16 protein-coding genes and 2 tRNA genes are annotated in these 20,368 nt (G+C 64.7%); 7 read left to right on the top strand and 11 right to left on the bottom strand.

All coding sequences use genetic code 11. The features are described 5' to 3' along the window. Nucleotides 1–48: 48 nt before the first annotated feature. The 6 genes from IWX64_RS03845 to bcp form a co-directional block, all read right to left on the bottom strand. The gene (locus IWX64_RS03845) at nucleotides 49–3,201 is read right to left on the bottom strand and encodes an efflux RND transporter permease subunit (RefSeq protein ID WP_334683138.1); all 3,153 of its coding nucleotides are present in this window, start codon (nucleotides 3,199–3,201) and stop codon (nucleotides 49–51) included. Nucleotides 3,202–3,248: 47 nt separating this feature from the next. Continuing rightward, nucleotides 3,249–4,745, bottom strand: a complete 1,497-nt coding sequence (locus IWX64_RS03850; RefSeq protein WP_334683139.1) for a malate:quinone oxidoreductase — start codon at nucleotides 4,743–4,745, stop codon at nucleotides 3,249–3,251. A 96-nt stretch (nucleotides 4,746–4,841) separates the two neighbouring features. Next, complete coding sequence (locus tag IWX64_RS03855) at nucleotides 4,842–6,566, bottom strand: ABC transporter substrate-binding protein (protein ID WP_196865834.1); 1,725 nt, start codon at nucleotides 6,564–6,566, stop codon at nucleotides 4,842–4,844. 194 nt (nucleotides 6,567–6,760) lie between these two features. Beyond that, nucleotides 6,761–7,465 carry a fasciclin domain-containing protein gene (locus IWX64_RS03860; protein WP_196865835.1) on the bottom strand — a complete coding sequence of 235 codons (705 nt, stop codon included), beginning with the start codon at nucleotides 7,463–7,465 and terminating at the stop codon, nucleotides 6,761–6,763. Between the two features lie 333 nt (nucleotides 7,466–7,798). Then, nucleotides 7,799–7,880, bottom strand: a tRNA-Leu gene (locus tag IWX64_RS03865). Nucleotides 7,881–7,936: 56 nt separating this feature from the next. After that, the gene (gene bcp, locus IWX64_RS03870; protein ID WP_196865836.1) at nucleotides 7,937–8,407 is read right to left on the bottom strand and encodes a thioredoxin-dependent thiol peroxidase; all 471 of its coding nucleotides are present in this window, start codon (nucleotides 8,405–8,407) and stop codon (nucleotides 7,937–7,939) included. Nucleotides 8,408–8,583: 176 nt separating this feature from the next. Between bcp and IWX64_RS03875 the strand changes: the two genes are divergently transcribed. Beyond that, entirely contained in the window at nucleotides 8,584–9,099 is a 516-nt protein-coding gene (locus IWX64_RS03875; RefSeq protein ID WP_196865837.1) for a MarR family winged helix-turn-helix transcriptional regulator, read from the top strand. 26 nt (nucleotides 9,100–9,125) lie between these two features. On the opposite strand, the gene IWX64_RS03880 is transcribed toward IWX64_RS03875, so the two are convergent. From IWX64_RS03880 to IWX64_RS03895, 4 genes are all read right to left on the bottom strand, one after another. Next, nucleotides 9,126–9,554 carry a hypothetical protein gene (locus IWX64_RS03880; protein ID WP_196865838.1) on the bottom strand — a complete coding sequence of 143 codons (429 nt, stop codon included), beginning with the start codon at nucleotides 9,552–9,554 and terminating at the stop codon, nucleotides 9,126–9,128. 118 nt (nucleotides 9,555–9,672) lie between these two features. Beyond that, nucleotides 9,673–9,748 (bottom strand) — tRNA-Lys (locus tag IWX64_RS03885). 82 nt (nucleotides 9,749–9,830) lie between these two features. After that, nucleotides 9,831–10,958, bottom strand: a complete 1,128-nt coding sequence (locus IWX64_RS03890) for a PQQ-dependent sugar dehydrogenase (RefSeq protein ID WP_196865839.1) — start codon at nucleotides 10,956–10,958, stop codon at nucleotides 9,831–9,833. A gap of 6 nt (nucleotides 10,959–10,964) precedes the next feature. Beyond that, the gene (locus IWX64_RS03895; protein WP_196865840.1) at nucleotides 10,965–11,264 is read right to left on the bottom strand and encodes a hypothetical protein; all 300 of its coding nucleotides are present in this window, start codon (nucleotides 11,262–11,264) and stop codon (nucleotides 10,965–10,967) included. Nucleotides 11,265–11,382: 118 nt separating this feature from the next. On the opposite strand from IWX64_RS03895, the gene IWX64_RS03900 reads away from it, so the two are divergent. After that, entirely contained in the window at nucleotides 11,383–12,333 is a 951-nt protein-coding gene (locus IWX64_RS03900) for a 2-hydroxyacid dehydrogenase (RefSeq protein WP_196865841.1), read from the top strand. Nucleotides 12,334–12,402: 69 nt separating this feature from the next. Here IWX64_RS03900 and IWX64_RS03905 read toward each other — a convergent pair whose 3' ends face one another. Continuing rightward, nucleotides 12,403–12,894 (bottom strand): hypothetical protein, encoded by a 492-nt coding sequence (locus tag IWX64_RS03905; RefSeq protein WP_196865842.1) that lies wholly within the window; start codon nucleotides 12,892–12,894, stop codon nucleotides 12,403–12,405. 104 nt (nucleotides 12,895–12,998) lie between these two features. On the opposite strand from IWX64_RS03905, the gene ilvD reads away from it, so the two are divergent. From ilvD to serA, 5 genes are all read left to right on the top strand, one after another. Continuing rightward, a complete protein-coding gene (ilvD, locus tag IWX64_RS03910) occupies nucleotides 12,999–14,702 on the top strand; it encodes a dihydroxy-acid dehydratase (RefSeq protein WP_196865843.1) in 1,704 nt (567 codons plus the stop codon). A 381-nt stretch (nucleotides 14,703–15,083) separates the two neighbouring features. Next, nucleotides 15,084–16,973 carry an acetolactate synthase large subunit gene (locus tag IWX64_RS03915; RefSeq protein WP_196865844.1) on the top strand — a complete coding sequence of 630 codons (1,890 nt, stop codon included), beginning with the start codon at nucleotides 15,084–15,086 and terminating at the stop codon, nucleotides 16,971–16,973. 1 nt (nucleotide 16,974) lies between these two features. After that, nucleotides 16,975–17,487 (top strand): acetolactate synthase small subunit, encoded by a 513-nt coding sequence (ilvN, locus tag IWX64_RS03920; RefSeq protein WP_026553121.1) that lies wholly within the window; start codon nucleotides 16,975–16,977, stop codon nucleotides 17,485–17,487. 82 nt (nucleotides 17,488–17,569) lie between these two features. Continuing rightward, nucleotides 17,570–18,595 (top strand): ketol-acid reductoisomerase, encoded by a 1,026-nt coding sequence (gene ilvC, locus IWX64_RS03925; protein WP_196865845.1) that lies wholly within the window; start codon nucleotides 17,570–17,572, stop codon nucleotides 18,593–18,595. A gap of 178 nt (nucleotides 18,596–18,773) precedes the next feature. After that, nucleotides 18,774–20,366: a phosphoglycerate dehydrogenase gene (serA, locus tag IWX64_RS03930; RefSeq protein WP_196865846.1), complete on the top strand. Its 1,593-nt coding sequence runs from the start codon at nucleotides 18,774–18,776 to the stop codon at nucleotides 20,364–20,366. Nucleotides 20,367–20,368 lie beyond the last annotated feature (2 nt).

Here is a 20,368-nt window from a genome sequence, read left to right on the forward strand (position 1 = left end):
TACCGTCAACCGGGGTATCCAACCGTTTGTTCCCTCACCCGTGCCTGGCTACTGGGGGAGTGCGTGCCGCCCGGTCCGGGGAGGCTCGCTGGGCTGCTCGGGCCGCCGCGAGTGCTCGCGCGCCTCCCGACGCCCTTCCACCAGCCGGTAGATTACCGGGACCAGGATCAGCGTCAGCGCCGTTGACGAGACCAGACCGCCCACCACCACCACGGCCAGGGGCTGCGAAATGAACCCGCCCTCACCGGTGAAGCCGAGCGCCATCGGGGTCAGCGCGAAGATCGTTGCCAACGCGGTCATCAGGATCGGGCGGAGCCGTTGCCGGGCTCCCTGGATGATCGCTTCCTCAACCCCCATGCCGGGGGAGCCGTCGTGCGGGCGCCGGTACTGATTGATGAGGTCGATCAGCACGACGGCGTTGGTCACCACGATCCCCACCAGCATCAGCATGCCCACCAGGGACGGCAGGCCCAGCGGAATCTGGGTGATCACGAGCAGGGCGATGGCCCCGGTGGCGGCGAACGGCACCGAGACCAGCAGGATCAGCGGCTGGATCAGAGATTTGAAGGTAGCGACCATGATCACGTACACGATGGCGACAGCTGCCCAGAGCGCCAGGAACAGCTGGGCGAAGGACTCCGCCTGCTCGGCTGATGCGCCACCCAGGGTTGCGGTGGTCCCGGCGGGTAGTTCCACGCCGTCCAGCCGCTCGGTGACGGCCGTGGTGAGGGCCCCGAGGTTCTGTTCCGACGGTGTAATGGATACCTGGGCCGTCCGTTCGCCGTTGGCGCTGGTGATGGACAGCGGCACCTCGACCTCGACGGCGGAAGCCACCGAGGTGAGCGGGATTGGCCCCGCGGGGGTGGGCAAGACCAGATCCTGCAGCTGTTCAAGGCTGGTCACCTCGGTACCCTCGCCGATGAGAACCGGGTAGTCGGTGGTTTCCAGTCGTACCTGACCGCCGGGAATCGGGCTGATGCTCCCGCCCAGCAGTCCCGCGATCTGTCCCTCGCTGAGGCCGGCGGCGACTGCCTCAGCCCGGTCGACGCTGATCTGTACCTGCGGCTGTGCTGCGGCCAGGTTGCTGGTGACGTCCCGGGCGCCGTCGAGACCCTGCATGGCAGCCAGGACGGCGTCGCTGGCGGCCTGCAGCTCATCGGGCCCTGGAGCGGTGATGTCCACGTCAATCGTGCTTGAGGTGCCCAGGCCCCCCTGCTGGGCGGACAGGGCGAAGTCGCCGACGCCGGTCAGCGACTCCAGTTCCTCCCTGACGTCGTTCTGCAGCTGCTCCTGGTCAGCGTCCTCGGCGGTGATTACCGTGAAGGACGCCACCGAGGTGCCTCCGGACAGCCGGGCGGCGAAGCCGCTGGAGGCGTTGCCGACGGTCACCTGTACCTGTTCCACCCCGGGGAAGCCGGTCAGTACTTCCTCGGTCTGGCCAGCCGCTGCCACGGTGGTGTCGAGACTGGACCCCGGTTCGAGGGTCTGGTTGATGCTGAAGCTGTTCTGCCCGGTGTTTCCGAGCAGGTTGGTCTGCAGGAGGGGGATCATCGCGGCCGTGCCGGCCAGGACCAGCACTCCTGCCGAGAGGGTCCACACCGGGTGCCGCTGGGTGGTGCCGAGGATCGGCAGATAGCCGCGCTGCAGCCAGGATTTGCGCTCCGCCTCGTGGGCGTCCTCCCGGACCTGGTCGGGGTCCACTCCGGGGGTCGCAGCGGGCAGGAACCAGTACGCCAGCACCGGCACAATGGTCAGCGAAACCGCCAGCGAGGCCAGCAGCGCGATCGTCGTGGTGAGTGCGAAGGGCCTGAAGAGTTCACCGGCGAGGTCGCCGACAAACGCAATCGGCGCGAACACCGCGACCGTGATCAGCGTCGATGCGGTGATGGCCCCGGCGACCTCCCGCACCGCGGTCAGGATGGCCTCGCGTTTATCATCGCCGTAGCTGAGGTGCCGTTTGATGTTCTCGATGACGACGATCGAGTCGTCCACCACCCGGCCGATGGCGATGGTCAGCGCGCCCAGGGTCAGAATGTTCAGGGAGTATCCGGTCACCCACAGACCGATGAACGTGATCAAGAGGGACAGGGGAATGCTGATCGCAGTCACCAGGGTGGACCGCACTGACAGGAGGAACACCAGGATGACGACGACGGCGAAACCGAGACCGAGGATCCCCTCGGTGGTGAGGTCGCTGATCGAGCGTTCGATGAAGGGGGCCTGGTCGAAGATCACGGTGATCTCGGCGTTGTTCCCCAGCTCTGCCTCCAGCTGCGGCAGCAGTTCCTCCACGAGGTTGGAGATGGCGACGGTGTCGCCGTCGGGAATCTTCGTGACGGTCAGGGCCAGGGTCTCGGTGCCGTTGGTGCGGGTGACACTGGTGGCGTCGTCGTCGGCGACGGCTACCTCAGCGACCGAGCCGATGGTCGGTGGGGTCTGGCCCGCTTCGGGGGTCCCGCCGTCGGGCAGGAGGGGGAGAGCACGGATGTCATCCAGCGAGGCAATCGGGCTGCCGGCCTGGATGGTGAGGGAACGGTCGCCGTCCTCGAGGGTGCCGACCGGGATGAGGTCGCCGTTGTTTTCGAGCGCCGTGGTGATGTCGGCGACCGTGAGGTCGTTGGCGGCGAGGTCCCGCTGGTCGGGCAGGATCGAGATGTACTGGTTGGCCCCGCCACTGACTTCCGCCGCCCGGACGCCCTCCAGCTGTTGTAGCCGGGGCACGGTGAGCCGGGTGAGGTCACTGTTGAGTTCGCTGAGCGGTGAGTCGGATGAGACTGCCATGAAGACGATCGGCAGGTCGGCGATGCTGCCGGCCAGCGATTGTGGGGTGACGTCCTCGGGCAGCAGCGGGCTGACCGTTGAGATTGCCCGGTCCACCTGGCCGCGGGCGCGGTCAAGGTCGGTCCCGTAGGCGAACATCAGGTTGATGGTCGATACCCCGGTCCGGGAGGTGGCCGACGACGATTCCAGTCCCTCCACACCGCTCAGAGCGGTCTCGAGCGGTTCACTTACCTGGCGGTCGAGGTACTCGGGTGAGGCCCCCGGTACCGACGACAGGACGGTGATCTGCGGGAACTCGAGCGACGGTATGAGTTCCTGTTTGAGGGAGCCCATCGTGATCACACCGAACACCGAGGCCAGTATGGTGATCAGTGCAATCAGCGCACGGTTTCGCAGGGAGAGCTGAGCCAGACGGAACATGTGCCGTGCCTTCTACTTCTGCCGGCCGGTCAGGGCTCAGGCGGTGGTTACTGGAGCTTCAACACCCGGTCGGTGCGGGCCAGGATGTCTGCGGCGAGGGAGCTGTTCTCGTTGAGCTTCGCGCCGTAGCCGGGGATCATGTCCTTGAGCTTCGGTTCCCAGGCAGGCAGCTGCGCAGGGAAGCACCGTTTGAGGATTTCGAGCATGATCGGCGCCGCCGTCGAAGCCCCGGGGGAGGCCCCGAGCAGTGCGCCGACCGAACCGTCAGCAGCGGTGATGACCTCGGTGCCGAACTGCAGCACCCCGCCCTTGCCGGGTGCCTTCTTGATGATCTGCACGCGCTGCCCCGCCGTGATCAGGTCCCACTGGTCGCCGTCGGCGTCGGGGATGAACTCATTGAGGTAGGTGTTCTTGGCATCGCGGTTCTTCAACACCTCGGAGATCAGGTACTTAGTCAGCGGCACGTTGTCCTTGGCGACCGCCAGCATGGGTACCAGGTTTGAGGACCGGATGGAACCCGGCAGATCGAAGAATGAACCGCGCTTGAGGAACTTGGTCGAGAATCCGGCGTAGGGGCCGAACAACAGGGACCGCTCACCGTTGACGTACCGGGTGTCCAGGTGCGGCACGGACATGGGGGGTGCGCCGACCGACGCCTGTCCGTACACCTTGGCGTTGTGCTGATTCACGATCTCGGGGTTGCCACACTTGAGGAACTGACCGGAGACGGGGAAGCCAGCGAAGCCCTTGCCCTCAGGGATGCCGGTCCGCTGCAGCAGGTGGAGGGCGCCGCCACCGGCGCCAATGAACACGAAGCGGGCGTTGACAGTCCGTGCCTGGCCGGTGGCCCGGTTGCGGACCTTGACTTCCCAGCGGCCGTGGGAGCCACGGGACAGGTCGGCGACGTCGTGGTTGTAGTTCAGGTCGACACCGTTGGCGTCCAGGTAGCTGGTGAGTCCGCGGGTGAGGGAACCGAAATCGACATCGGTTCCGCCAGCCACCCGTGAGGCGGCAACAGGCTGGCCTTCAGCCCGTCCGCTCATCAGCAGCGGAGCCCAGTCCGCGATAGCTGACGGGTCCTCGGCGTGCTCAATCGTTTCGAAGAGGGGCTGGGACCGCAGGGCTTCGTAGCGTTTGCGCAGGTAGGAAGTGTTCTTTTCGCCCCAAACAAAGCTCATGTGGGGCACGGGGTTGATGAATCCTGAAGGATCGCCCAGGTGCCCGCTCTCCACCATGTGCGCCCAGAACTGCCGGGACACCTGGAACTGCTCGTTGATGGCGACAGCCTTGGCGGGGTCAACGGTACCGTCGGGACCGGCAGGGGTGTAGTTCAGCTCGCACAGGGCCGCATGCCCGGTTCCCGCGTTGTTCCATGGGTCGGAGCTTTCAAGGCCAGCACGGTCGAGGCGCTCGAACAGTGAAATGCTCCAGTCGGGCTGGAGTTGTTTGAGGAATGCGCCCAGCGTGGCGCTCATGATCCCTCCGCCGATCAGGACGACGTCGGTGTTCTCTGCGGGCATTCCCGCCGGGCTCTTAGCAGTCAACTTCATCTCCAGTGGCAAGGGCGCTTAGCTTTGAAGCGTAGCGTCTGGTGGGTTCCTTGGGTAATTGGCCCCGCAGGCAGGACGGGGTAGCGGTCATCAGGTGCTCCCTGTGGGTTCCAGGTCGACGTCGGCCAGATCGATCAGGTTGAACACCTCGTTCATCACGGGGCTGACCGGGTAGCTGGCGACCCGTTCCGACACTGCCAGAACCGAGATGGGGAAAGCCAGTGGGACAGCGGGCAAGCGGCGGGCGATCTGATCGCTGATGTCCTGGTAGGCGGCGACCCGGTCCTCCCCGTTGGGCAGGGTGCGGGCCCGGTCGATCTTGCTGAACAGCTGGTTGTCCTCGAAGGCGAACTCGTTGGTGGCCGCCCCGAACAGCTGGCCGACAAAGTTGTCGGGGTCCTGATAGGTTCCGCTCCAGCCCAGCAGATGGAAAGCGCGGTCGTCGTCGTTCTGCACTGTCTCGAGGTACCCGTCGGCCCAGGCGGTGGGGACCGGATCGATGGTGAATCCGGCGTCCTCCAGCTGCTCCTGCAGGACAGCGAAGACGCCCTCGGGTGCAGGAAGGTAGGGACGCGACACATCGGTGGGGTAGTGGAAGGGCAGTGGCTCGCCGTCGTAGCCTGACTCTTCGAGCAGTTCCCGGGCCAGTTCGACGTCGTAGTCGTAGGTGGTGATCTCGTCGTTCGTAACAGCCAGCTTGGGTGGCGTGAACTGGTCGGCGGGCGCGGTGCCGTCCAGGAACAGGCCGGTGATGACGGCCCGTTCGTCGATGGCGTGCGCAACTGCCTGGCGGAACAGGAGGCTGTCGACGCCGGGGAAGTCCTGGTTCATGCCGAGGTACAGGATGGAGTAGGGGTCGCGTTGCAGCAGTTGCTGACCCTCCCGGACCAGGTCTCCGGCGTTGTCGACAGTGACAAAGTCGTAGCCGTCGATCTGCCCGGAGTTCAGCGCCTCGAGCCGATCATCGGCCAGGGGGAGTGTGGTGAACACCACCGTGCCGATCTCGCCGCGGGCACCCCAGTATCCCTCGAAGGAGGTGAGGCGGACCTCACCGTCTGCCCAGCTTTCGAAGGTGTAGGGCCCGGTGCCCACCGGGTTCAGTGCATACTGCGACATGGCAGTCCCGTTGAATTCCTCGGACAGGTCATCGGCGGAGAGTTCCTCCAGCGCCTTAGGCGAGGACATCGCGAAGGACGGCATGGCCAGGGCCGGGATGAACCCGGTGAGCCGACTGTTGAGCGAAATGAGGACCTCATATTCGCCGAGCGGCTGGCACGACGAGTAGATGGATAGCTCAGGCTGGTCCGAGTAGGCGTTGAACACCGAGCCGAAGGTGATGGTGCTGTCGAAGATCCGGGTCTCCTCGGGCAACGAATACCACCGCTCGAAGTTGGCGCAGACCGCTTCGGCGTTGAACGGCTCACCGTCGTGGAACGTGACATCCTCACGGAGGCTGAACGCATGGGCCCGGCCGTCGTCCCGCTCGTCCCAGGAGGTGGCGAGGAGGGGGACGGGTTCCGACGTGAGCGGGTCGATGCCGACCAGGCCTTCCAGTACCTGCCGGGTGACCCGGTAGGACTCGGTATCGGCTACCAGTGCCGGGTCCAGGCCGGTCGGGTCGGCGGCGGTGCCGAAGGTGAAGACTGCTTCGGGATCCTCGGCGGGGACCGTGGCTGGGGGAGTGGTGGTGGGCGAGCTGGTCGGCGATGGCAATGGGGTCGCCCCGGTGCACCCGGCGAGGGTGAGGGATAGAACCAGCGCAACTGCGGCGCGGACCGGGCGGGCCCGTCGGGCGGGTTGGCCAGCAGCGGTCATTGCCGTCGTCTCCTCACGCCGTAGCCGCGCACGGCGGAAAGTTGATTAGGTTCCTCAGTCTAGGTGATGTTCCTGGGCCATCCGGTCCCGGGTCGCCACGACGAAAGGCTGGGACCCTGAGCACCGTCACGGTGTTCAGGATCCCAGCCTATTTCGCCCTGAAGCGAGGTAGAGGGTTCGCCCCAGGGAGTCGATTACTCGCTAGGAGGCATCAGAACGGTGTCAACCATGTACACGGTTGCGTTCTGGGTCATGACTCCACCACAGACCACTGCTGATCCGTCTTCCCCGACAGTGATTTCGTCGCCCATGCCCTCAACGGTCAGTTCTGCACCGTTGACGGTCGTGTGGGTTCCGGCGACCTCATCCGGGGACAGCTGGCCGGGAACCACGTGGTAGGTCAGGATGCCGCTGAGGAGGTCAGCGTCGGTTCCGAGGGTTTCGAGGGTGGCTTCGTCGATCTTGGCGAAGGCATCGTCGGTCGGAGCGAAGACGGTGAACTCGTCACCGTTCAGGGTGTCAACGAGGTCAACGTCCGGGTTCAGTTCACCGGAGACTGCCGCGGTGAGCGTGGTGAGGATCGGGTTGTTTGAGGCAGCGGTTGCTACGGGGTCCAGGGCCATGCCGGCAACTGAGCCGTCGCCTTCTGGGACCTGCTCGGCGTAGCCCTCGCAGCCTGGGCCAACCAGGTTGGCGGCTGGGTCCATGTCCTCGCCCATTTCCTCTTCCATTGCCGACTCAGTTGCTTCGGGAGCAGCTTCGGTGGTGGTCATTTCCTCGCTGGTCATCTCACCTGTGGACTCGGATGCGGTGTCGCCGCCGCCGCATGCTGCGAGGCCGAACATGGCCACAGCAGCAACACCGAGGATGGAGAGCTTACGGCTCTTGATATTTCCCATTGGATTTTCTCCTTCATTGGTGTGACCGGGCGAACTTTGCCGATCAGCTAACTAACTTGTCGAACACATCCTGTCGATGTCTCATAGGTACTTCGCTCGTGTTCGAACGGAGGATGGGTGGCAATTCCTGAAATCTTCAGATTGGTCGCAGATCAGCGTGAATCCGCGGATTTAGTGGGTCAAATGTGACCTACAACGCACCCGCGGGGACCCCTATCCGGGTAACGAAATGGTCACGTCGATGCTGTTAAACAACAACACCCCCAGCCGAAGCTGGGGGTGTTGTCTATCCCGCGACTCATATGTAGTTCATGTCGCGACCCATAACAAAGGTGCGCAAGAAGGGACTTGAACCCTCACGTCCGAAGACACTGGATCCTAAATCCAGCGCGTCTGCCAATTCCGCCACTCGCGCGTTCGACGTTCAGGACAGCCAGGCTGCCAAAACGTCAGCCTCCAGTGTACGCGAATCTATTCGACGCCCAGGTCCTTGCGGAGTTTGGCCACATGTCCTGTCGCCCGGACGTTGTACTGGGCCAACTGCACCAGACCATCGGGCCCGACGACGACGGTTGAGCGGATCAGCCCCTCATAGACCTTCCCGTAGTTCTTTTTCTCTCCCCAGGCACCCCACGCCTCGGCTACCGCGTGGTCTTCATCGGACAACAGCGGGAAGGTGAGCTCTTCGGCGTCGGCGAAGTTGCGGAGTTTGGATACGCCGTCGGGGGAAATCCCCAGTACCGTGTAGCCTGCCCCCGCAAGGGAGGCGAGGTTGTCCCGGAAATCGCAGGCCTGGGTGGTGCAGCCGGGTGTTGACGCCGCCGGGTAGAAGTACACCACTACGCTCGCATCGGCGTAATCCTTCAGGGAGACGGTGGAACCGTCAACGGAGGGCAGAGTGAACCCCGGTGCAGTGTCGCCTGACAATAGTCGTTCAGCCATTTTCGGTATTCCTTCAGCTATTCATTTCAGTTGCCGTGCACGCGGTTGCGCTGACACTTTTTCCAAATCGGTAGCTATCATAAGCAAATAGGGTCGTTACGTTCGAAACTACACCCCGTCAGCGGGACCAAGATCAACGCTATGCTGCTGCATGGCGAGAGGAAGTGCTTTCTTTTATGTCGGACCTGGAGCAATGGCCCACCGGTCGGCTGCTGACAACCGCGGCTCGCCTGGTTGAACATGCCTGGAATGAACGACTGGTAACGCTGGGCGTAACCCATGCCGGTGTGATCGCGCTGGGCGTCCTCGCCACACAGGGACCGATGACGCAGGCATCGCTCGCGCAGATCGTCAGGGTCCAGGCACAAACGATGGGCAAAACTTTGTCCCGGCTCGAGACGAGGGGCCACGTCTCACGTACGCGAAATGATCTGGACCGTCGCAGCCATATGGTTTCCATAACGGATGCTGGCCGCAGTGTCCTGGTTCAGGCAAAGGATATTGAACGCACGCTGGTGACAGGTGAGGGGCTGGTCTCGGACGAGCTGCGCGACCACCTGCAGGGCCTGATCCGTGAGCTGGGCGCACCCCGCTGGAACACCAGCCTCCCGGTGGCTCCCAACCCCGACGGCTCACTCCCCACCGTCGGTTTGTCCGACGGGCCGAACGTCGTGGTTGCGGGCGAGTTGTAGGGCAGCTTCACCACACCAGATCCAGCTCACCACACCAGGTCCAGGTCGCTGTGCGCTGCGTACGACAGGCGATCCGGATCATCAAGGACGTCGACGGGCCGGTCTCCGCCGAGATAGCCGTTCGGCGAGCAGAACCATTGCAGCAGGTGCCTGTCCTTCCATCCTCCAGCGAGGCCGATCGCGGCCACCCTCGCAACCATGGGACGGGCCTGACCAGTGACGGGATCGAACTGGAATCCCGGATAGAGGACGCGACCTGCACGGGTGACCACCCCGAGGATCTGCCGTTTCGCTGCAAGGCACCCCGCAGGAGGGGAGCCCGGGCCAACCAACTCGTCTACCTCGGACCCGGTCAGCATTCCGAATTCGGAGGCAATCGACGCCCAGCGACCGCGGGCCACCCTCCGACTGATCTCACCGGTTCGTAGGTCCCGCAAGACAGGGATGCCCTCCATGCGGCAAACGTACTGCGGTTTACGGTTCCCGGGAAGGGCCGGAAGTAACTGCAACCAAACCGGTACCGGGGCAAAAAAACCGCCTGACCGATCATGCGACGGTCAGGCGGTTTTTGTTTGGTGCACCCCCCGGGACTTGAACCCGGAACCCTCTGATTAAGAGTCAGATGCTCTGCCAATTGAGCTAGAGGTGCGTGTTGTTTTCGGCCCATCGGGCCAACCGCAACAGCATGAGACTCTACCAGCACCTTTGCGGAAACCTGAAATTGGACCTGCCTACTCAGCAGCAACGCGGAGGATTCGGGACCCCGAGCCCTCATTGGTTGCGATCCACAGCGCGCCATCCCCGCCGTCAATCACATCGCGCAGCCTCCCCTGTTCGCCGTCGAAGTGGCTGACGGGTGTGCCGGCCGTCCCGGAGTTCAGTGGCACCTGCCAAAGCCGCTCGCCGCGAAGACCGCCGAGGTAGGCGACGTCGTCGACGATCGCCATCCCGCTCGGTGAGGAGGATGCTGTGGAGGGCCACACCACCTGGGCATCGATGAAACCGTCCCTGCCCGGTGCGCCGGTGACCTCGGGCCACCCGTAGTTCCCGCCGGGAGCGATCAGGTTCAGCTCGTCGTCCACCTCTGGACCGAATTCAGTCGCCCAGAGCTGCCCGGCCGAATCCCAGGCGAGACCCTGCACGTTCCGGTGCCCCAGGCTGTAAACAGGTGTTCCCTCCACCGGATTGCCGGGGGCCGGATCGCCGTCCGCCGTGATGCGCAGGATCTTTCCGGCGAGGCTGTCTGGATCCTGAGCCAGGGGACCGTCGGCGGCGTCTCCGGTTCCCACATAGAGGTAACCGTCCGGCCCGAACTTGATGCGACCCCCGTTATGGATGTTGGCCTTCGGGAGGCCCGTGAGTACGTCCTCGGGATCACCCAATCCGTCGTCGCCGTAGCTGAGGCTGACGATCCGGTTATCGGTCGGGCTGGTCAAGTAGGCGAATACTTCCGGAGTGGTAGCGAAGTCCGGGCCGACCGCCAGGCCAAGCAACCCACCCTCGCCCGCAGCGGCAATCGAGCCAGCAAGGGAACCCACGTCCGAGACCTGGCCGTCGGCCACACGTTTGATCTCCCCGGATTCCCGCTCCGAGACCAGCACCGATCCGTCGGGCAATGCGGCCATGCCCCAGGGCACCTCGAAACCTCCGGCAAGCGTGTCAGCGGCGGATAGCGCCGGCAAGGCTGTCGCTGATGCGGAAGATGGCGGAGTGGAATTGGGTCCTGCCGTCGATCCGGCGGAAGACGTCGGACTCCCGACGACGAGCGGTGCGGGCTCGGGCCCGGCGCAGGCCGAGATCCCCGCCACCGTCAGCACCGTGACCACCGCAAGGCCCCAGCGCGCCGGGTCAGAAGACAAAACGGGCTAGTCCTCGGTCCGGCGTGCCGGCGGCTCGGGGCCATCGGCGGGCGGTGGGGTCCCGGCTGTCGGATCGTCGGTGGGATCGGGCTCGGCCGGTGGGCGGTTAAGTCCCGATTCCGGGGCTGAATTCATTACGAGCGGCGGCTGCGGCACGGCGTCGGTGAGGCCTTGGGTCATGGTGGGGGCCTCGTGCTCGAACTCGCCACGCCCGGCGGTTTCGGATGTTCCCGACCGGCGCGCCCGGAACCACCAGAGAGCTCCGATGACGACGACGATCAGCACTACCCAGAGAGCTACATCCATGACACAAACCCGCTTCCTGCTGGACAACCGGACTTCTCGACCGTACGACCAACATTCCCAGGTGTCCACCAAACCCGCCGAAGTTGTCCCGCAGAGGCAGGACGCTAGGCTTTTGAAAATGAACACCATCAGGACGGTCTCCGTGCCCAGCGAGGAAATGCTCGATGCGCTTCAACCAGCGCCGGAGGGGATCCAGCTGGTGCTGTGGGATTTCACCGGAGAGCCGGTCGGGGCGGCCCTGACCGAGATTGATGCGGCGGTCCTGCCCTACCTGTCCTCGCCAGACCAGTTCGGTGAAGCGGTGAAGAGCGCGCCGAACCTGCGGCTGTTGCAAACGCAGTCCACCGGGTACGAGGGCATTCCGGAGTTGGTGGGCGAGGACGTCGCCGTCGTGAGTGCCGCGGGTGTCCACGCCGCTGCCACTGCTGAACTCGCCCTCGGTCTCATGATCGCTTCCCTGCGCGGCATCGACGACGCCGTCCGCAGCCAGACCCTGGGCCAGTGGCAGCCGGCACGCTATCCCGGCCTCGCGGACCGCAGGGTGCTCCTCGTGGGTGTCGGGGGCATCGGCGTCGAAATCGCCCGGCGGCTCGCTCCGTTTGAGGTCGAACTGACCCGGGTGGGCAGCTCGGCCCGCGACGACGAGTGGGGACACGTCCATGGGACTGATGAACTGGTGGGGCTGGCCGCGCAGGCAGAGGTGCTGGTGATCATCACTCCGCTGACGGACTCGACGCGTTCCCTGATCAACGCCGACGTGCTGGCTGCGATGCCGGACGGCGCGCTGGTTGTCAACGTTGCCCGTGGTGCCGTGGTGGACAGCGAGGCGCTGACCTCCGAGGTGGTGTCCGGTCGCCTGAAAGCGGCCGTGGACGTGTTCGACCCCGAACCCGTCCCCGAGGGCCATCCGCTGTGGTCGGCAACCGGTGCACTGATCACCCCTCACAGCGGAGGCAACACCGGCGCGTTCTGGCCACGGATGATCAAGCTGCTGCAACGCCAGCTGGACAGCTTCGCGGCCGGCCGGGAGCCGGAGAACCTGGTGCAGCGCGGATCGCTCTTCAGCTGAGCCCACGGGCTAAGGTGCCTGGCATCAGGCAGGGCCGCGCCAGACGGTAACGCTCCAGGCAGGGCCGCGCTACGCCATGTCGACGAAGGCGGTCATGAACGCGTCAAAATCGGTGTGATCCTCCCGCTGGTCGATGACCAGCCGGGCGTGGGGTCCCGAGCTGAAGCGGGCCTCCGGCTGGACGCCGAACCGGAAGGTCTTGCCGGTGCTGGTGCCCACCTCAAAGCGGCCATTGGCGAGGCGGTAGGCGTGTGACAGGTTGGTCATGTTGATTTCCACCGGGATGCCGGTGGCGTTGAGCGTATGCGGGTCCACGGGCGCGATCATGATCTCGGTGGGTTTCCACCGGTAGCCGACCACGTAGTATCTGGGCGTCACGACACGGGCGCCGTCGGACTCCCGCTGCTGGAAGTGTTCGTTGGCCCCGAAGACCAGGTTGTAGTCGCCGTAGTTGGGGATCTGTGAATCGAAGACCCGGCGGAGGTCGTCTTTGAGCTGGTTGCTGTCGGGTGCCTTCTCAGGCGGGTCCGGCTGGGAAGTGTCCGATGGAGGCGTCGACATACCGCCAAGTTTACGTGCCGGTCGTCCTTCGGCAGGGTGAGGTTCCCGTAACAGGCCGGTCATATGGCGAACAGGTGAAACCGCTTACGCCTAGACTTTCACCCATGAGCGTGGAAAATACCCCTGATATCAAGCCGCGAAGCCGGGCCGTCACCGATGGATTTGAGCGGGCTCCGGCCCGCGGAATGCTTCGTGCCGTCGGGATGGGCGACGACGATTTTGCCAAGCCGCAGATCGGCGTCGCGAGTTCGTGGAACGAAATTACCCCCTGCAACCTGTCCCTGAACCGCCTCGCGCAGAGCGCCAAGGAAGGTGTGCACGCGGGCGGCGGGTTTCCCATGCAGTTCGGCACCATCTCCGTCTCCGACGGCATCTCGATGGGGCACTCCGGGATGCATTTCTCGCTGGTCTCGCGTGAAGTGATCGCCGATTCGGTGGAAACGGTCATGGAGGCCGAAAGGATCGACGGGTCAGTGCTGCTCGCAGGGTGCGACAAGTCGCTGCCCGGCATGCTGATGGCCGCAGCACGTTTGAACCTCGCGAGTGTCTTTCTCTACGGCGGCTCGACCATGCCGGGCTGGGTGAAGCTTGAGGATGGCACCGAACGGGAAGTCACCCTGATTGACGCCTTCGAGGCGGTGGGCGCCTGCGCCGCCGGCAAGATGAGCGAGGAAGACCTCACCCGCATCGAGAAAGCTATCTGCCCGGGTGAAGGCGCCTGTGGTGGCATGTACACGGCCAACACAATGGCCTGCATCGGCGAAGCGCTCGGCATGTCACTGCCCGGCTCCGCCGCACCGCCGTCGGCCGACCGCCGCCGCGACGAGTTCGCCCGCAAATCCGGTGAGGCGGTCGTCAACCTGCTGCGCCTGGGCATCACCGCGCGGGACATCATGACCCGCAAGGCGTTCGAGAACGCGATCGCCGTCACCATGGCCTTCGGCGGCTCGACCAACGCCGTGCTGCACCTGCTGGCGATCGCCCGCGAAGCCGAGGTGGACCTGACCCTCGACGATTTCAACCGCATCGGCGACAAGATCCCGCACCTCGGGGACCTGAAGCCCTTCGGTCGCTACGTCATGACCGACGTCGACAAGGTCGGCGGCGTGCCGGTCATCATGCGTGCACTGCTCGACGCCGGCCTGCTGCACGGCGATGTCCTGACGGTCACGGGTAAAACCCTCGCCGAGAACCTGGCCTCGATCAACCCGCCGGATCTTGACGGCAAGATCCTGCGAGCGCTGGACAACCCCATCCACGCCAGCGGCGGCATCACCATCGTCAAGGGCTCGCTGGCCCCTGAGGGCGCCGTCGTCAAGACCGCCGGCTTCGACGCCGAGGTGTTCGAAGGAACCGCCCGCGTGTTCGAGCGGGAGCAGGGAGCCCTGAAGGCGCTCGCCGACGGTGAGGTCAAGGCCGGCGACGTCGTCGTCATCCGTTACGAAGGTCCCAAGGGTGGCCCGGGGATGCGCGAGATGCTCGCCATCACGGGTGCGATCAAGGGTGCGGGCCTTGGCAGGGATGTGCTGCTGCTGACCGATGGCCGCTTCTCCGGCGGCACCACCGGCCTGTGTATTGGGCACGTGGCACCTGAAGCCGTCGACGGCGGACCGATCGCCTTCGTGAAGAACGGCGACCGGATCCGGGTCGACATCCCCAACAAGAGCTTCGACCTGCTGGTCGACGAGTCCGAGATGGAAAGCCGCAAGGTGGGTTGGGAGCCCCTGCCAGCGATCTACACCAAGGGTGTGCTGGCCAAGTACGCGAAGCTGGTGCACTCGGCCTCCGAGGGCGCGTACTGCGGCTAACCCACCGAACCATGACCTCTGGTGGGTTCAGGACCCCCGAACCCACCAGAGGTCTCTTGTCGCCGAGGCAAATCCAGGCCCTGAAGGTTCACCGCCAACATCAGTTAGTGTCCACTAACTGGACGGTGTGTCCAGATAGTGAGACGGTGGTGGGTGTCGTTTGACACCCCCTGAGGGTGAGGGGAAACTACAGATATGCATCTCGATTCCGTAGTAGTCCTTCTTACCAAGCGCGTGGCCTAAAGCCCGACTGGTAGTACTACGTCACGCGCAACCCCTCACGGAGCCAACCAGGCTGAGGGGTTTTTTTGTTCCCACCGGACACAAGGCGCACGACACCCGAAGTACACGAGCAGTACCGATTCATCAAGGAAGTCACCAATGTCCAAGGGATCGCCCTCCAGCCCCTCGCTGATGGCCAAACCAACCGCTCCGGCGGCCCCGGCGCGCAACCAGCCCCGTGACGCAGTGCAGGCCGTCCAGCCGACTGCCGTCCGTGGGCTCAACACTGTTGTTCCCCCCACTGAAATGCTCGGATCCGCTGCGATCGTGCGTTCACTCGAGGAACTCGGCGTCGACGACATCTTCGGTCTTCCAGGCGGTGCCATCCTCCCGACCTACGATCCGCTGCTGGCCTCCAAGAAGCTCAGGCACATCCTGGTGCGGCACGAACAGGGCGCAGGGCACGCAGCTCAGGGGTATGCCATGGTGACCGGCCGGCCAGGTGTCTGCATCGTCACCTCCGGCCCCGGAGCGACCAACCTCGTGACGGCGATCGCCGACGCACACATGGACTCGGTACCGATGGTGATCATCACCGGTCAGGTCAACAGCGCAGTGATCGGATCGGATGCCTTCCAGGAGGCGGACATCGTGGGCATCACCATGCCTATCACCAAGCACTCCTACCTGGTCACCAAGGCCGCCGATATCCCCCGGATCATCGCCGAGGCATTCCACATTGCGTCCACCGGCCGGCCAGGCCCGGTCCTGGTGGATATTTCCAAGGATGCCCAGCAAGCCACCACCATGTTCTCCTGGCCACCACGGATCGACCTTCCCGGCTACAAGACGGTGGTCCGTGGACACTCCAAGCAGGTCCGCGAAGCCGCACGGCTGATCGGTGAGTCCCAGCGGCCCGTGCTGTACGTCGGTGGCGGAGTCATCAAGGCCCACGCGGCCGCCGAGCTGAAGGAACTGGCCGAACTGGTGGGAGCACCGGTGGTCACCACCCTGATGGCGCGCGGCGTGTTCCCCGACTCGCATGAACAACACGTGGGCATGCCCGGAATGCACGGCTCGGTGTCAGCGGTAACGGCACTGCAGCAGTCCGATCTGCTCATCACCCTTGGCGCCCGGTTTGACGACCGCGTCACCGGTGTCCTGTCCACCTTCGCCCCCGGTGCCAAGGTGATCCACGCGGACATTGATCCTGCTGAAATCTCCAAGAACCGCACCGCCGATGTCCCCATCGTGGGGTCAGTGAAAGAGATCATACCCGAGCTCACCAACGCCCTGCGGGAGCAGTTCGCGGCCACCGGCGCCCCGAACATCGAGGCGTGGTGGACCATGATCAACCGGCTCCGTGAGACCTACCCGATGGGCTACACCCAGCCCGACGACGGCCTCTCGGCACCGCAGCACGTGATCAAGCGGATCGGCGAAATGACCGGACCCGAAGGCGTCTACGCCGCTGGCGTCGGCCAGCACCAGATGTGGGCGGCCCAGTTCATCAAGTATGAGCGCCCCCACGCCTGGCTGAACTCCGGGGGACTGGGCACCATGGGGTACGCGGTCCCCGCCGCCATGGGCGCCAAGGTGGGCAACCCTGACCGGGTGGTTTGGGCGATCGACGGCGACGGCTGCTTCCAGATGACCAACCAGGAACTGGCCACCTGCGTGATCAACAACATCCCCATCAAGGTGGCAGTCATCAACAACTCCTCCCTCGGGATGGTCCGCCAGTGGCAGACCCTGTTCTACGAGGGCCGGTACTCCAACACCGACCTGAACACCGGGCACGACACCGTCAGGGTGCCCGATTTCGTCAAGCTCGCCGACGCCTATGGGTGTGCCGGCCTGCGGTGCGAACGCGACGAGGACATCGACTCGACCATCGCGCAGGCGCTGGAGATCAACGACCGCCCCGTCGTCATCGACTTCGTGGTCAGCCGCGACTCGATGGTGTGGCCGATGGTCCCCTCAGGGGTCAGCAATGACCTCATCCAGATTGCCCGCAACATGACCCCGGACTGGGAGCAGGAGGATTAACATGGCCCGCCACACGCTTTCAGTTCTGGTCGAGGACGTCCCAGGCGTCCTGACCCGCGTCGCCAGCCTCTTTGCGCGCCGCGCTTTCAACATCAACTCTTTGGCGGTCGGCCCCACGGAGGTCCAGGGTATGTCCCGGATCACGGTGGTGGTTGAAGCCGAAGGTGACCTGCTCGAACAGGTCACCAAGCAACTGAACAAGCTCATCAACGTCATCAAGATTGTTGAGCTGATTCCCGATTCCTCCGTGCAACGTGACCACATCCTGGTCAAGGTGCGGGCGGACGCCGCAACCCGGCTGCAGGTAACCCAGGCAGCCGATTTGTTCAGGGCCTCGGTGGTGGACGTCTCGACCGACGCCCTCATCATTGAAGCCACGGGCACCGCCGAGAAGCTCACAGCGCTTCTGTCAGTGCTCGAGCCCTTCGGGATTCGCGAAATTGTTCAGTCCGGAACCCTTGCCGTGGGCCGCGGAGCGAAGTCCATGAGCGACCGCGCCCTCCGCAGCGCCTAGAAAGACAGCGCCCAGGACCACCCGGCAGTTCCACCAAGACCACAGCTGCACTCCAGCAAGAAAACACACAGGAGATAAACAAGTGACTGAGTTGTTCTACGACGACGATGCCGACCTTTCGATCATCCAGGGCCGCACCGTGGCCGTCATCGGCTACGGCAGCCAGGGCCACGCGCACGCGCTGAGCCTCCGCGATTCCGGCGTCGATGTCCGCATTGGCCTGAAGGAGGGCTCGAAGTCCCGCGCCAAGGCCGAGGCCGAGGGCCTGCGCGTCCTGAACGTCGCCGACGCCACCGCCGAGGCCGACCTCATCATGTTGCTCGCACCGGACCAGGTGCAGCGCCACGTGTACGCGGAGGACATTGCCCCGAACCTTCAGGCCGGCGACGCCCTGTTCTTCGGCCACGGCTTCAACGTCCGCTACGGCTACATCAAGGCACCCGCCGACGTCGACGTCGCCCTGGTGGCACCCAAGGGCCCGGGCCACATCGTGCGCCGCGAGTTCGAGGCAGGCCGGGGCGTTCCCGACCTGATCGCCGTCGAGCAGAACCCCTCCGGCAAGGCGCGCGAGCTTGCGCTGTCCTACGCCAAGGCGATCGGCGGCACCCGCGCCGGAGTCATCGAGACTACCTTCACCGAGGAAACCGAGACCGACCTCTTCGGCGAGCAGGCAGTCCTCTGCGGTGGCGCATCACAGCTCATCCAGTACGGCTTCGAGACCCTGACCGAAGCGGGCTACAAGCCGGAGGTTGCCTACTTCGAGGTGCTCCACGAGCTGAAGCTGATCGTCGACCTGATGGTGGAGGGTGGCATCGCCAAGCAGCGCTGGAGCGTCTCCGACACCGCCGAGTACGGCGACTACGTCTCGGGCCCCCGGGTCATCGACGCGTCAGTGAAAGAAAACATGAAGGCCGTCCTCGCGGATATCCAGAACGGTGCCTTCGCGAAGCGCTTCATCGACGACCAGGACAACGGCGGCAAGGAATTCGCCGAACTGCGCAAGAAGGGCGAGGACCACCCGATCGAGGCCACCGGCCGCGAACTGCGGAAGCTCTTCTCCTGGATCAAGACGAACGACGACTACAACGAGGGTTCGGTAGCCCGCTAGGCCACCCCCGCTGGAGACCCGGCATCAGTACTCGGCCAGGGCGCTCACGCGTCCTGGCCGAGTGCTGTCCGGGCAGAGCCGGTAACAAAAGCGGCCCAAAGGCAGTGCCCATTTAGACTTGCCACACCGCCACGAATTCCCTCATTCACACACAGCACAGCAGCGAAGGATCACACCCGTGACCAGCAAACCCGTAGTTCTCCTCGCCGAGGAGCTTTCTCCTGCCACAATCGAGGCACTCGGTCCCGATTTTGAGATCCGGCAGACCGACGGCTCGGACCGTGGCCAGCTGCTCGCCGCGATTGCCGACGTCGACGCCATCCTGGTGCGTTCCGCCACCCAGGTCGATGCTGAGGCGATCGCCGCCGCGCCGCAGCTGAAGGTCATTGCCCGCGCCGGCGTGGGCCTGGACAACGTGGACATTAAGGCCGCCACCCAGGCTGGCGTCATGGTGGTCAATGCTCCGACCTCCAACATCATCTCGGCCGCCGAACTGACCGTCGGCCACATCCTCAGCCTCGCCCGCCACATCCCGCAGGCCAGCGCCGCACTCAAGGGCGGCGAATGGAAGCGTTCCAAGTACTCGGGCATCGAACTGTACGAAAAGAAGGTCGGCATCATCGGCCTCGGCCGGATCGGAGCCCTCGTCGCCGCCCGCCTGCAGGGCTTCGACACCGAAATCCTCGCCTACGACCCGTACATCACCTCGGCACGCGCCGCCCAGCTGGGAGTCCAGCTGGTCACCCTTGATGAACTGCTCGAACAGTCTGACTTCATCACCATCCACATGCCCAAGACACCCGAAACGCTCGGCATGCTCGGCGAGGCGGCCTTCAGGAGGATGAAACCCTCTGCCTACGTGGTCAACGTGGCACGCGGGGGACTGGTCGATGAGGCGGCGCTGTTCGCAGCCCTCCAGGCGAACGAGATCGCGGGCGCCGGCGTCGACGTGTTCGTCACCGAGCCCAGCACCGATCTCCCGTTCTTCACCCTCGACAACGTGGTGGTCACCCCCCACCTCGGGGCTTCAACCGATGAGGCCCAGGAAAAGGCAGGCGTATCCGTCGCCAAATCGGTGCGCCTTGCCCTCGCCGGTGAGCTGGTGCCCGACGCCGTCAACGTCGCTGGCGGCGTCATCGATCCCCAGGTGCGCCCCGGCATCCCGCTGATCGAGAAGCTGGGTCGGATCTTCACCGCGCTGACCCACGATTCACTGACCCAGATCGAGGTGGAAGTGGCTGGCGAGATCGCGTCCCTCGACGTGAAGGCGCTGGAGCTTGCCGCTCTCAAGGGGGTCTTCACCGACATTGTCTCCGAGCAGGTGTCCTACGTGAACGCACCGGTCCTCGCCGAACAGCGCGGCATCAACACCCGGCTGGTCACCACCCCCGAATCGGAGGAGTACCGCAATGTGCTCACCATCCGCGGCGCGCTCTCGGACGGATCGCAGATCTCCGTCGCCGGTACCCTGACCGGGCCGAAGCAGATCGAAAAGCTGGTAGGCGTCAACGGGTATGACCTCGAGATCCCGATCAGCGAACACCTGCTGGTGCTGCTGTACCAGGACCGTCCCGGTGTCATTGGCACGCTGGGCCGGTTGCTCGGCGAGCGGGACATCAACATCGCGGGAATGCAGGTGGCCCGCAACACCGAGGGCGGCCAGGCCCTGTCCCTGTTGACGGTCGACAGTTCGGTGCCGCAGGAGGTCCTAGACGCCGTGAAGGAAGCGATCGGCGCCACGGTGGCCCGCGAAGTGGACCTGCAGAGCTAACC

The sequence above is a fragment of the Arthrobacter sp. CAN_A212 genome, from assembly GCF_015752345.1.
Taxonomy (GTDB): Bacteria; Actinomycetota; Actinomycetes; order Actinomycetales; family Micrococcaceae; genus Arthrobacter_D.

Bases quoted from the DNA above. Each gene is read 5' to 3' on its own strand.
- IWX64_RS03845 (WP_334683138.1), bottom strand. From the start codon at position 3,201: ATGTTCCGTCTGGCTCAGCTCTCCCTGCGAAACCGTGCGCTGATTGCA.
- IWX64_RS03855 (WP_196865834.1), bottom strand. From the start codon at position 6,566: ATGACCGCTGCTGGCCAACCCGCCCGACGGGCCCGCCCGGTCCGCGCC.
- IWX64_RS03860 (WP_196865835.1), bottom strand. From the start codon at position 7,465: ATGGGAAATATCAAGAGCCGTAAGCTCTCCATCCTCGGTGTTGCTGCT.
- bcp (WP_196865836.1), bottom strand. From the start codon at position 8,407: ATGGCTGAACGACTATTGTCAGGCGACACTGCACCGGGGTTCACTCTG.
- IWX64_RS03875 (WP_196865837.1), top strand. From the start codon at position 8,584: ATGTCGGACCTGGAGCAATGGCCCACCGGTCGGCTGCTGACAACCGCG.
- IWX64_RS03880 (WP_196865838.1), bottom strand. From the start codon at position 9,554: ATGGAGGGCATCCCTGTCTTGCGGGACCTACGAACCGGTGAGATCAGT.
- IWX64_RS03895 (WP_196865840.1), bottom strand. From the start codon at position 11,264: ATGGATGTAGCTCTCTGGGTAGTGCTGATCGTCGTCGTCATCGGAGCT.
- IWX64_RS03900 (WP_196865841.1), top strand. From the start codon at position 11,383: ATGAACACCATCAGGACGGTCTCCGTGCCCAGCGAGGAAATGCTCGAT.
- IWX64_RS03905 (WP_196865842.1), bottom strand. From the start codon at position 12,894: ATGTCGACGCCTCCATCGGACACTTCCCAGCCGGACCCGCCTGAGAAG.
- ilvD (WP_196865843.1), top strand. From the start codon at position 12,999: ATGAGCGTGGAAAATACCCCTGATATCAAGCCGCGAAGCCGGGCCGTC.
- IWX64_RS03915 (WP_196865844.1), top strand. From the start codon at position 15,084: ATGTCCAAGGGATCGCCCTCCAGCCCCTCGCTGATGGCCAAACCAACC.
- ilvN (WP_026553121.1), top strand. From the start codon at position 16,975: ATGGCCCGCCACACGCTTTCAGTTCTGGTCGAGGACGTCCCAGGCGTC.